Source organism: Photobacterium sp. DA100, assembly GCF_029223585.1.
Classification (GTDB): Bacteria; Pseudomonadota; Gammaproteobacteria; order Enterobacterales; family Vibrionaceae; genus Photobacterium.
On sequence record NZ_CP119424.1, the window covers coordinates 720,658 to 734,189 of the forward strand.

The 13,532-nt window shown below is 49.0% G+C and carries 8 protein-coding genes; all 8 read left to right on the plus strand.

Going from position 1 to position 13,532, the window contains the following annotated elements; genetic code table 11:
• Positions 1–228 precede the first annotated feature (228 nt).
• The 8 genes from PTW35_RS20950 (at position 229) to PTW35_RS20985 (ending at position 13,506) form a co-directional block, all read left to right on the plus strand.
• Positions 229–2,688, plus strand: a complete 2,460-nt coding sequence (locus PTW35_RS20950) for a glycogen/starch/alpha-glucan phosphorylase (protein WP_281028817.1) — start codon at positions 229–231, stop codon at positions 2,686–2,688.
• A gap of 84 nt (positions 2,689–2,772) precedes the next feature.
• Entirely contained in the window at positions 2,773–4,956 is a 2,184-nt protein-coding gene (gene malQ, locus PTW35_RS20955) for a 4-alpha-glucanotransferase (RefSeq protein WP_281028818.1), read from the plus strand.
• Positions 4,957–5,011: 55 nt separating this feature from the next.
• Entirely contained in the window at positions 5,012–7,153 is a 2,142-nt protein-coding gene (glgB, locus tag PTW35_RS20960; RefSeq protein ID WP_281029114.1) for a 1,4-alpha-glucan branching protein GlgB, read from the plus strand.
• A gap of 320 nt (positions 7,154–7,473) precedes the next feature.
• Positions 7,474–8,256 (plus strand): hypothetical protein, encoded by a 783-nt coding sequence (locus PTW35_RS20965; protein WP_281028819.1) that lies wholly within the window; start codon positions 7,474–7,476, stop codon positions 8,254–8,256.
• Positions 8,257–8,269: 13 nt separating this feature from the next.
• Positions 8,270–9,457, plus strand: coding sequence for a BamA/TamA family outer membrane protein (locus PTW35_RS20970; RefSeq protein ID WP_281028820.1), 1,188 nt, complete (start codon positions 8,270–8,272; stop codon positions 9,455–9,457).
• A gap of 122 nt (positions 9,458–9,579) precedes the next feature.
• A complete protein-coding gene (locus PTW35_RS20975; RefSeq protein WP_281029115.1) occupies positions 9,580–10,722 on the plus strand; it encodes a DUF4056 domain-containing protein in 1,143 nt (380 codons plus the stop codon).
• Positions 10,715–11,671 (plus strand): patatin-like phospholipase family protein, encoded by a 957-nt coding sequence (locus tag PTW35_RS20980; protein WP_281028821.1) that lies wholly within the window; start codon positions 10,715–10,717, stop codon positions 11,669–11,671. Before PTW35_RS20975 ends, PTW35_RS20980 begins: the two co-directional genes overlap by 8 nt.
• A gap of 251 nt (positions 11,672–11,922) precedes the next feature.
• Complete coding sequence (locus tag PTW35_RS20985; RefSeq protein WP_044621231.1) at positions 11,923–13,506, plus strand: PAS domain-containing methyl-accepting chemotaxis protein; 1,584 nt, start codon at positions 11,923–11,925, stop codon at positions 13,504–13,506.
• The last annotated feature ends 26 nt before the right edge of the window (positions 13,507–13,532 follow it).

The following is a 13,532-nucleotide window of genomic DNA, read 5'->3' on the forward strand; positions in this document are numbered from 1 at the left end:
TTGCACATGGAAATGTAGTCTGTAGTTGTGACTTTAAATGCATATGGATGGGCGTTTAAGTCTTTCTCCACCCCAGATTTTTGCATCATGTCACAGAAAGTGGGGGAGTTTCATAACTACGCCCCTACCACTCATCCCTACTCCTCCCCGAATCGGGAGGATGTTAGCGCTGATAATTACAGGCAAGATTGTCAGCAGTTGGAAATAATCCTAGAGCGAGATTGAACCATGCCTAAGAATGGTCAGACACAACAATTCAATAAAGCTGCTTTTAAAGCGGCAGTAGAAAAACACCTAACAACAACTTACGCAGCAACAGATGAAACGGCGACGACTCGCAGTTGGTATTTGGCAATGGGTAAAGCGCTGGCTGAAATCAGCACCGGCAACCTATTGGCGACAGAAAAGAATCTTGCTGAGCAGAAAGCACGCGGTGTGAACTATCTTTCACTGGAGTTTCTGATCGGCCGCCTTACCGGCAACAACCTAATCAGCATGGGTCTATACGAAAACGTTGCTGAAGCTATGGAAGAGATGGGCCAGAACCTGACTGACCTGTTGGAAGAAGAGCGTGACCCTGCACTGGGTAACGGTGGTCTGGGTCGTCTAGCGGCTTGTTTCATGGATTCCCTGGCTGCACAAGAGTATCCAGCAGTTGGTTACGGTCTTCACTATGAATACGGTCTGTTCCGTCAGTCTTTTGTTGACGGTCGTCAGGTTGAAGCACCGGATGCATGGCGTGGTATCGAAGGCTACCCATGGGAAGTACTTCGTCCTGAGCTGGCACAAGAAGTTAGCCTATACGGTCATGTTGAAGCTTACACCGATGAAAACGGTGTTGAGTGCCGCCGCTGGGTACCGGGTATGACGGTAGAAGGTGTGGCATGGGACCTACCGATTGTCGGTTACGACAACAAGAGTGTTTACCCGCTACGCCTTTGGGAGTGCCGCTCAAACGCGCCGTTCAACCTAGCGCGTTTCAATGATGGTGACTATGTTGGTGCACAGTACTCGGCACTAGAAGCAGGTAACGTCACTAAAGTTCTATACCCGAACGACAACCATGATCAAGGTAAAGCACTGCGCCTGATGCAGCAGTACTTCCACTGCGCTTGTTCGGTTGCTGACATCCTTCGCCGCCACGAAGCTGCGGGTAACACTATCGAGTCACTAGCTGAACTGGAAACTATCCAGTTGAACGATACTCACCCAACTATCGCTATCCCTGAGCTTATGCGCATCCTTTTGGACGAGTACAAGCTAGGTTGGGACAAGGCGTGGGAAATTTCGTCGAAGACGTTTGCCTACACTAACCACACCTTGCTGCCAGAAGCGCTGGAAACATGGAGCGAAGCACTGATCCAGCAGATGCTGCCTCGCCACATGGAGATCATCTTTGAAATTAACCACCGCTTCATGAAGCTGGTTGAACAAACTTGGCCGGGCAACAACGAAGTGAAGCGCAAGCTTTCCATCATTCAGGAAGGCCCACACCGCATGGTTCGCATGGCTAACCTCTGCGTCGTGAGCACTTACGCGGTGAACGGTGTTGCAGCACTGCACTCAGAGCTGGTCAAGCGCGATCTGTTCCCTGAGTTCAACGAGCTGTTCCCTGGCCGTTTGACCAACGTGACCAACGGTGTAACGCCACGTCGCTGGATCAAATACTGTAACCCAGGCCTTTCTGCGCTGATCAGCGAGAAAGTGGGTAACGACTGGCCAGCTAACCTCGAGAAAATCGCAGGCCTAGAGAAATTCGCTGACGATGAAGCGTTCCAGAAGCGCTACATGGCAGTGAAGAAAGAGAACAAGCAGCGTTTGGCTGACTGGGTAGAAGAGAATATGGGTATCGAACTGGATACTGATGCTATCTTCGATATCCAAATCAAGCGTTTGCACGAATACAAGCGTCAGCACCTTAACTTGTTGCACATTCTGGCGCTGTACCATCGCCTACTGAACGATCCAACGTTCGATATGCACCCGCGTGTATTCTTCTTCGGGGCGAAAGCTGCTCCAGGTTACGCACTGGCGAAAGACATTATCTTTGCGATCAATAAAGTGGCAGAGAAAGTGAACAACGACCCGCGTCTTGGCGGTAAGCTGAAAGTGGTATTTATTCCAGATTACCGCGTCAGCCTGGCTGAAATCCTGTTCCCTGCTGCTGATGTATCTGAGCAGATTTCAACTGCCGGTAAAGAAGCATCAGGTACGGGTAACATGAAGTTCGCTATGAACGGTGCACTGACTATCGGTACGATGGACGGCGCAAACGTCGAAATGCGCGAAGAAGTGGGCGATGAAAACATCTTCATCTTCGGCCTACTGGTCGATGAAGTACAAAAACTAAAACAAGAGGGTTACGACCCTTACCGTTACTACCATGCTGATAGCCTTCTACGCGCAGCACTGGATTTGTTAGAGACTGATGAATTCACACCAGGCAACCCTGGCCAGCTAGCGGCAATTCGCCATAACTTGCTGGACGGCGGTGACCCATACCTGGTACTGGCTGACTTTGCCGATTACGTGAAGACGCACGAGAAGATCGATGCTGAATACCGTGACCAGAAGACATGGGCTCGCAAGGCCATTCTGAACACGGCACTGATGAGCAAGTTCAGTTCAGACCGTAGTATTCGAGACTACGCTAACAACATCTGGAAACTAGAGCCAGTTTCACTGTAACGGCTCTATCCTGCACAAAGTACGAATTGATATCAGCAAAACTTTAACATCGTAGCGGCCGAAAGGCCGCTAACGGAGAGAACGATGAAAGACGATCAAGTATTAAAACAAGTCGCTGACATGGTAGGCATTGCCGATAACTATGTCAGTGCTTGGGGGGATGAAGCGCAAGTTGACAGCGATACAATCCGTCGCCTGTTGGCAGCGCTAGGTTATGACACCAAAAGCGATGAAGCCTTGCTGGAATCAGCGAACAAGAAACTGCGCCCAGATGTTCTGGCACCTGTTAAGGTGGTACGCAGCGGTGAGCCAATGCACATTGAAATGCATTTGGGGCAAAGTGCACGTATCAGCGATTTCAGCTGGCGCCTGGAAACCGAGCAGGGTGAGGTGCTGGAAGGCTGGCTGCAGTCTCAGCTTGTAACAGACGAGCGTGCAGACGGCGGGACGTTGGTATTTGCTTTGCCGGATGACTTGGCCTGGGGTTATCACAAGCTAGAGGTGTTCCGTAAGCGTCGTAAATCTCCTTTCGAAATGACTTTGATCGTTACTCCGACTTCTTGCTTTAAACAGGAAGATCTGCTGAATAACAAGAAGCTCTGGGGTACTAGCGTTCAGCTGTATTCAATTCGTACTAACCACAACTGGGGTATTGGTGACTTTGGCGATCTGAAGCAGCTGGTTGCCGATGTCGCTGCCCGTGGTGGTGACTTTGTGGGTTTGAACCCAATCCACTCCTTATTCCCAGCTAACCCTGAAGGTGCGAGCCCGTACAGCCCATCTTCACGCCGTTGGCTGAACCTGATGTATATCGATGTTAGCTCGGTAACCGAGTTTGCACAGTGTGATGAAGCGCAGCAACTTGTGGGCAGCCCTGAGTTCCAGCAGCGCTTGAATGAAGCGCGTAACGCGAACTGGGTGAACTACAGCGAAGTGTCTTGTCTGAAGATGGCCGTTCTACCTTTGCTGTTCAAAACGTTCAGTGAGCGTCATCTTGAGAAAAACACAGCACGTGCTCAGCAGTTCCTGAAGTTTGTCGAACAGGGCGGTGAGAGCCTATTGCACCAAGCGGCATTCGATGCACTGCATGCCGAGCTGAAAAAAGAAGACGAAAATACTTGGGGCTGGCCTGTTTTCCCAGAGCAGTACCGCCACTTTGACAACGCTGCGGTCCAGACTTTCATCAAGAAAAACTACCAACAAGTACAGCTATTCATGTACCTGCAGTGGCTGGCCGATACCCAATTGGCTGAGGTCAATGAGTTGGCTAACGAGAAGGGCATGACGATTGGTCTGTACCGTGACCTAGCTGTAGGTGTCTGTGATTCTGGCTCAGAGACTTGGGCTGACCATGGTGCTCTGTGTCAGGACGTTAGTGTGGGCGCGCCGCCAGATATTCTTGGCCCTCTAGGCCAGAACTGGGGTCTGCCGCCGCTGAACCCTGAAGTGCTTAAAGAGCGCGCTTACGAGCCGTTCATTCAGCTTCTTCGTGCCAATATGCGCAGCTGCGGTGCACTACGTATTGACCACGTTCTTGGTCTACTTCGCCTATGGTGGATCCCTAAAGGTGAATCGGCGAAGAACGGTGCGTACATGTACTACCCGGTTGAAGACATGATGTCGATTTTGGCACTTGAAAGCCACCGTTACCAGTGTACGGTTATTGGCGAAGACCTTGGTACTGTTCCTGACGAAATTGTAGATAAGTTGGCAACAGCTGGTATTCACTCATACAAGGTGTTCTTCTTCGAAACAGCCGAAGACGGTGGCTTCTACTCACCTAAGCACTATGCAGAGCAGTCTATGTCTGCCCTGTGTACGCATGATATGCCGACCCTACGTGGCTTCTGGCACTGTGATGACCTAAAAATGGGTGAAGAGCTAGGGTTATATCCGAACAAAGAGCAACTGGCTGGTTTGTTCGATAGCCGTGCCGAAAGCAAGCAAAAAATCCTTGATAGTTTAGCTTGGCATGGTTATCTTCCTGAAGGGGTTGGGCATAATGCTGCATATGTGCCGATGGATCAGCACTTAAGTGAAGCCATGCAACTCCACCTAGCTGCCGGCTCTAGTGCATTGTTGAGCCTACAGCTGGAAGATTGGCTAGAAATGGACAAGCCTGTCAATATTCCGGGTACGGTTGATGAGTATCCGAACTGGCGCCGTAAACTATCGACGACTTTGGACGATATCTTCACTCGCCAGAATATTGTTGACTTGACTCGTCGTTTGACCGAAACACGAGAAGAAGCATCAAAAAATAAGTAATATCAGGAGTAATGCGTTGGACACATCTACAGTGACCCGCAGTGATAAGGAATATATGCAGCTCGAGAGAGCTGCATTTTCAGACCCATTTTCATTTTTAGGCCCTCAATACCAGTCAACGGATATTGCACTTCGTGTGTACATGCCGGGGGCTGACTCTATTGAAGTAATAACTGAAAACGGTGAACGTTTTACCCTCACACGCGAAGCCGATAGCGGTTTTGTGCTTGAAGGTGATTTCGATTTTACCACTGCATTATATCAACTTGTCGTTAACTGGCCGCAAGGCGAACAAACGATTTACGATCCTTACCAGTTCCATAATCTGATTCAGTCAGGTGACGTGCTAACCGACCCATCGCTCATGCACAGTGAGATGGGGGCCCAGCTGATCACCCTGAACCGAGGTCATTCATCCGTCTCTGGTGTACGCTTTCTTGTTTTTGCACCGAATGCCTCTGCAGTAAGTGTCGTTGGCCACTTCAATGCATGGGATGGCCGCCGTCACCCAATGCAGCGCCTTGATGATGGTTTGTGGGGGCTATTTATTCCTGAACTGGAAGAAGGTACCCACTATAAATTTGAACTTAAAGACAGTGCCGGCGAAGGGTTACCACATAAAGCGGATCCTTGGGGCTACGAGTCTGAGCAATACCCGTCTTTTGCATCAAAAGTCTACGACCAGGCGAAATATACTTGGCAAGATGGTGTATGGCAAAACCGCCCGGTTACGGCTAAGCACCAGCAGGCTTTGTCATTCTATGAACTGCATGCCGGTTCATGGCGCAAGAACGACCAAGGCGAGTTCCTTAACTACCGTGAACTGGCGGAAGAGCTTATCCCGTATCTGAGCGATATGGGCTACACCCATGTTGAGCTGATGCCTGTATCTGAACACCCATTTTATGGTTCTTGGGGTTACCAGCCAATCGGCCTGTTTTCGCCAACCAGTCGCTTCGGTTCGCCGGATGACTTTAAGTACTTCGTAGATAAGTGCCACCAGGCGAACATTGGCGTGGTATTGGACTGGGTACCAGCCCACTTCCCATCTGATGATCACGGTTTGGCAAACTTCGATGGTACCGCATTGTTCAACGATCCGGATCCGCGTCGTGGCTGGCACCAGGATTGGCAGAGCTATATCTATGACTATGGTCGCGACCATGTCAGACGCTTTCTTGTCTCAAATGCGCTGTTCTGGTTCGAGCACTACCATATTGATGGCCTGCGTGTTGATGCGGTTGCCTCTATGCTCTACTTGGATTACTCCCGTGAACACGATCAGTGGATCCCTAACCACGAAGGTGGAAATGTTAACTTTGATGCGGTGAGCTTGCTGCGATGGGTCAATGAGGAGGTTTACCGCCATTACCCGAATGCAATGACCATTGCTGAAGAATCGACAGCATTCCCGGGCGTCACTAAACCGACTGACATGGGCGGTTTGGGCTTTGGCTTCAAGTGGAACATGGGTTGGATGCACGACAGCCTTTCCTATATCAAGGAAGAGCCGATTCATCGTAGTTACCATCACAACACCATTACTTTCCCTATGGTGTATGCATTCAGTGAAAACTACGTGCTGTCGTTGTCACACGATGAAGTAGTGTACGGCAAGGGTTCGTTGCTGGATAAAATGCCGGGTGACGAGTGGCAGAAAACCGCCAACTTGCGTGCATACATGGGTTACATGTATGGCCAGCCGGGCAAGAAGCTTAACTTTATGGGTGCTGAAATCGCCCAGAGTGCAGAGTGGAACCATGACGGCCAGCTGGAATGGCACTGGCTTCAGTACCCACGCCATAGCGGCATGCAGGCACTGGTTAAAGATCTGAATGCCTTGTATACCTCAGAGCCAGCGATGTATGAGCAAGATTGCGATCCTGCCGGTTTTGAATGGCGAGTTCAAGACGATGCCGGTAATAGTATTTTGGCCCATGAACGTATTGCGCTTAATGGTGACAAGGTACTTGTGGTATCGAACTTTACCCCGGTACCACGTGAAGGCTATTTGCTTGGTGTGCCGGCTGAAGGTGAATATGAATTGCTGCTTAATACGGATGATGAGAAATACTGGGGTAGTAATGCACCGGTTAAGGCATCTATCGCGACAGAGCAGGTTGCCAGCCATGGCCTTGAGCAGTCTATTGCTGTTGACTTGCCGCCATTGGCGACAGTGTTCTACCGCTTTAAGTAATCGCTAAACTTCATAGATAAAAAACCCGCAGACTTTGCGGGTTTTTTTATATTTGTTGTCGGCATAATTCTACCAATGACAAACGTAACAATTTTTTTGAGAACTATGTCACTTTTTTAGTGCGCGGTTCAGTAGTGGTTAATTAATGAGGTGCAACGATTTGTAACAAAGAACCCCGTGAGGGATTTCACTAAAATGAAGAAAATATTTTGAAATTTAAAGTTTTATTATCATTAGCCGTAATTATTTCCCCTCTCAGCTTTGCCCAACAGTCTTTTTTTCCAATTTGGGGCGATGAAGCTGAAAAGTTAGGTTACACCTTGCCAAAGCCATATGGCTTTTCATTGTCTTACATGGATATGAGCAACCCTATCACGGTAAATAGTATTGCTCTAACCGGCCACCCTTTGCTAGAAGCGATTGACGTTGATGCCAATCACGCCGATTTTACAGGCTCGAACATTACCCTGCGCGGAGATGTGTGGGTTTTCCCGTTTATGAACCTCTACGGTATCCTCGGTTATACCCAGGGTACCAGTAAGGCCAAGATAAACTCTTTGAGCTGTGATGCATCATCCGTTTCAGGTCTTAACAAGCCGCTGTGCATGCTGCTTAATGCTGCCGGGGACAATCTTCCGGATAATGTCATGTTTGAGTTGGATATGGATGGTGGTACTTACGGTGTTGGTACAACTCTGGCCGGTGGCATGGGTAACTGGTTTGCACTGGTAGACATGAACTACACCTACACCAAGATTGCGGCTATTGATGGCAACATCAAGACTTTTGTCGCGGCTCCGCGTGTCGGTCATCGCTGGGAATACGATGGTGGCCGTGAACTTCGTGTATTTGTCGGTGCGATGTATCAGGATGTTCAGCAAGAGTTGTCAGGTGACCTGAAGAGCTTAAACCTTCCAGATTTTCTCGACCCCATTATCGATAGCGCCCCTGACGCGGGGTTTGAAGTTAGCCAAAGCGCGGACGAAAAATGGAATGGTATCGTAGGGTTTCAATATGCCTTCAATCGCGATTGGGACATTTTAATGGAAGCAGGGTTTGGACAGCGAGAGACGCTCTTCTTTGCCTTAGGTCGCCGATTCTAACAATTAATAAATAATGAAAAAAATACTTCCTTTTGTTTGCTTGGTATTGTCTGGCACCAGTGCTGCAACGCAGACCGAGCAAGAGTCCGTCCAGCATGAGCCAGAGCTAACCGCGTACCAACGCTACCAGCAATGGCTTGATGGTATGTTGCTTGAACTAGGTGCCGATGGTGGTTTCAATCCTGAAAAGGGGATCGACTGGAGCGTGATGCCAGGGCCGTTTTATACGCCGGAGAAAAAATTCGGTATTGGCGTATCGGCGGTAGGTTTGTATATGCCAGATATGAAAGATACCACCACGCAACCAAGCTCTATCACTCTCAATGGCTTTGGTTCGATCAATGGTGCCTATGGCGTCGCGATACGCAACGCAAACTACCTAAAGAACGACAAGTACCGCTTGTTTATCGATGCTGAACTAATGGACTCACCAGATATTTTTTACGGTATTGGTGTTGATGCCGGTATGAACAATGAGCGTGTCGATTATGATCGCCGTACCTATTCTGGCTCAGTAACGGGTATGGTACGCGTCCTGCCATATACCTATCTTGGCATGGGCGTTGAACTGTCCCGTAATGAAGCGTCAAATGCTAAGCAGGAGCATCCGGATACACCTTGGGTTGGGGCCGGTGTTGCCAATTTTCCGGAAACCCAGCGTAATGTCGGCGGGATGATCAGCCTGACTTACGATTCCCGTGACTTTGCTCTTAATGCGTCAAAAGGGCGGCTGATTCAACTTGAATACCACAATTTTAATACCGCATTGGGTTCAGATAATGATTTCGAGCGGATAAGCCTTAACTACAGTGATTACCACTCATTGTCGCTTATCCCTGGTGTCCTTGCATGGCAAGCCCGGGTGGAATCAAATTTCGGTGATGTGAGTTGGGACCAAATGGCGTTGCTTGGAGGAGCCGAGGCACTGCGTGGTTACGAGCAGGGCCACTACCGTGACCGGAATTTGTTTATTTCCCAAGCAGAGTACCGTCAACCGCTGTCAGGCCGCCATGGTATGGTGTACTGGATAGGGGCGGGGACATTGGCCGAGGAATTTGATCAACTGGGCGAAGAGGACTGGCTTTACTCCGTGGGGATAGGCTATCGCTTTGAAATCAAGCAGCGCGTCAATTTGCGCCTAGATATGGGCTTTGGTAATGACCAAAGCGGATTTTACTTTGCTATCAACGAAGCGTTTTGACAACAATGAGCTGTTCACCTTTTCGCCCTTTTTTTGCTACCGCTCTACTTTCATTACTGGTTGGATGTTCATCCAATACGTGGCAAACCTATGCAGTGCCAAGCAATGCTGAAGTGACCGAGATGCTAATAGAAGGCAAGTCGACAAGCCAGCCATGGCAATTGCAAGAAGCCCGTTACCCGCAGTTAACCGTGCCTCAAAACGTACGTCCGTGCTGTGCCTTCGGCGATATGCAGAAGGTAAAGCTTGGTTTGGTTTCGGTGCCTTTTTTTCGCCTAAATAACGTGGTAGGGCTTAGCGATATCGGCCCACATAAATTTGCCAGTGGGATTTATTACTACACGTCAGCTTCCTCTTCGGTATTGGATCATGGTGGTAGTGAAAATAACGGCATTGTGTACACCCAACAAGGCGGCTTTATAGATCTTGCCCATGTACGCGATACTGCAGATGACACCATTGGTTTATTCTTCGAAATTTTGGCTAATTTGGGACAAGCCCACCGCATAGACTTACCTGCCGAGCTTGGACCTCGCTATATTGAAATGAGGGCTTTCGATGTATCAGCGCTGACTGATAAGCAGCAGTGGTCAGTAGCTGCACATTTGGCCGCCCGATTGGCATACTTTAAAGCGGAATCTCATGAAATTGCCCAGTGGCATGGCTATACCAGTTTTTCTGGTTGGCCAGAAACCATTTCTGCCTATTCGCTTGAAGATCTGTACTCCAATATGCTGGGTGCAAAGATTGTACTTAACTTGATCCAACATCGTAACGTGTTGAGTGAACAGGAATACAATCAGAATGTAAGCTTATGGCTGAACGCAAGCTTGCAGGAACTAGGTATAGTCGATAAGGCGCAGGCAAAACAGGTTCTCGCTGCTGTCGATGGCAAATGGTGGAGCTCGAAAGAGTCTATTCCAAACAAATATATGGTGTTGAAGCGCCATTATGAGCTGGGTGATCAGCAAACCCCTTATTTACTAACGCCAGAGTTATTGGGGGATCAGTTTGAGCACCTTGCTCCAGTGGCGAAAACGTCTGCAATAGCGCTTTCATTGCCAGCCTATGCAGAATCGCTAGAGCTGGATAATATCGCCACGTTAGTACTTGAAATCATGCCTCGTTATGCTGCGACATTTAGCCATATTCCTGAGCAGTTGTGGTCTGAGCGTATTGTTCACACCGAGTTCCCAGTGATTGCTAGATATGCCAAGCAACAGGACAGCAAAGAAATGGAAGCAATAGGAGTTGGCAATGAATAACACCGCGTTTAAAAAAGTAGTCCGTCACTTTATTTCTCTGTTGCTGTTGACTGGCTTATACGGGTGCTCAACTGTCAATAAATACGATGACCTTACGGCTGTCGATATTAACATGGTGTCAACGGCAGAGGCGATGCCACAAGTTATGCACGGGCGATCTTCAAAAGACGATAAGCCTAAGCTGGCTATTGCGTTCGGCGGCGGTGCGTCTCGCGGCATGATGCACCTGGGGGTGATGAAGGCCTTGGAAGAAGCCGGAATCAAAGCTGATATTGTCACCGGCACATCGGTGGGCTCGATCGCTGCTGCCCTATATAGCAGTCACGAATACCCTGATGTTGAACGTAAGATGTTTGAGTTTGCCGAGCATGAGATTGTTGATATCAATCTCTCTCGCAAGGGGCTGATAAAAGGCAAAGCCTTGGCAAGATGGGTGAACAAGCATACCGGGTATAAAGATATCAGCGATTTGCCTGTCACAACCGGTATTGTTGCTACCAACTTGACCCAGCAGAAGGCTGTAATGTTCACTGCAGGAGATATTGGTGAAGCCGTGCAAACTTCATCAAGTGTACCTGGGGTGTTTGTGCCAATTTATCACAATGAAGATATCCTGGTGGATGGGGGAGTGCTGTCACTGGTGCCAGTCTATGCAGCTCGCCAACTTGGGGCGGATATTGTGATTGCTGTTGATGTGTTCTGTAGCTTGCCACCACCTCTCAAGTACACTGCTGTTGATACTATGGCGAACACCTTCTGGATCCAAAGCTGCATAGCCACCAAAGAAGAAATTGATAGTGCAGAGATAGTGCTGGCGCCAGTATCACCCGACCCGAGTTTAGTAAATTTTGGTGGTTCAGTAGAACGCACCGCCGCGATGAATGTTGGTTACCAAGCCATGAAACAGGCATTGCCAGAACTCAAGGCTTATCTGGGGCAAGGGGATTAGATTGCCGCGGTTGCAAACCGAGCATAAAGATTAAAAACGACGAGGCAATGGCCTCGTCGTTTTGATCTGTGGTTCGGGTTTAGGAATGAATATGGCTAAACACGCGTACAGTTGGTTGATGCCTTTAGAATAATTAATATAAATCAAATTGATACTTTGGAATTAATGTCACAATAAGCGGCTGCGAGAAGCGATAGTTTGCTCGCCTGAGTGTTTTTATTAGAACCGGTAAAAAACAATAAGTGACAGAAATGAAAGCGGAAAACACACATTTTCAGAATATTTCGCAGCCAGGGCAGGAAGTCGAATATTCATCCTCTTGGAATCTGATCTCAACGACGGATCCCACTAGCACCATTACTTATGCTAATACCAGCTTTTGTGACGTCGCCGGTTATAGCAACCAGGAATTAGTTGATAACCCGCATAATATAGTAAGGCATGCGGATATGCCCAAAGCGGCATTTGCGCAGCTTTGGCAATATGTCAAAGCAGGCAAAAGCTGGATGGGATTGGTGAAGAACAAGTGCAAGAACGGAAATTACTACTGGGTCTCTGCGTTCGTTACGCCAATCGTCAACAGCGAAGGGCAGGTGATTGAGTACCAGTCTGTACGCAGTCGGCCAAGTAAAGAAGAGATAAAGCGCGCAGAGGGCACTTATAAAGCCATCAACGAGGGCAAGCGTGGTAGCAGCGGCTTTCGCCTGAGATACGGGGCGCTACTGAATGTACTGCTCGTTATTACAGGGCTACTCAGTACATTTCAGGCCGTAACTAGCTATTCAGTTATTTCGATACTCACAAGTGCCGCACTGCTGCTAGGTCTAATGGTTAACCTGTATGCGCAACAACGCTTGTCTGCGGTTACTGCGCTGGCCCGTGAAGCGTATGACAATTCACTGATGGAGCCGATCTATACCGGAAAGTATGACGATTATTCTGGGATAGAGTTGGCGCTGAGGATGCGGCGGGCCGAGGTGCGAGCCATTGTCGGGCGAGCCAGTGAAACGTCAGCGGATATCCTGCTGTCGGCCGAGGATGAATTTGCTCACACGCAGCAAATCAAAACTAATTTACAAGAGCAGACACTTGCAACAGAGCAAGTTGGGGTGGCGATAGATCAAATGGCCTCAACCGTGAGAGAGGTGGCGGAAAATGCATCGAATGCGTCTGAAATGACGGTGAAGGCGCAGCAAGTCGCCAATAGCGGGCTAGTGCGGGTAGAGGAAACCATTACGTCGGTTAATGCTTTGCACAATGAGCTGGATGACTCAAAAAGGGTGATTAATGCATTGTCAGAAAGCAGCCGCCAAATCGAGGGTATTCTCGATGTGATTGGGACTATTGCTGACCAAACTAATCTTCTGGCCCTCAATGCAGCAATAGAAGCCGCTCGTGCCGGAGAGGCGGGAAGAGGCTTTGCTGTGGTTGCCGATGAAGTCCGTTCATTGGCACAGAAAACCCAATCATCGACCGGTGAAATCCACCAGATGATCACCCAGCTTCAGGATATTGCCGGCCAGGCAGTCGCCGCTGTAGAACGCGGTGGCGAACAGTCGGAACATTGCCGTCAACAAGCCCTGGCAATGGGGGAACAGTTGAAGGAAATCAACCATGTCCTGGATGTTGTAACGGATAGCAGCCATCAAATCGCCGCGGCGGTTGAGCAACAAGCGGGGGTGAGTGCCGATATCTCTGAGCATATCCAGAAGATAAATCTATTAGGCAATGAAACAGAGAAAACCAGTGATATTTCGGTGGAAAGTACCCGGATGCTGGTGGAGCGCTTGGAAGGTCTAGAGCGGTTGATGAATCAGTTCCAGCGTCGCCATTAATCAGAATGAAACCTAACGGATTACCG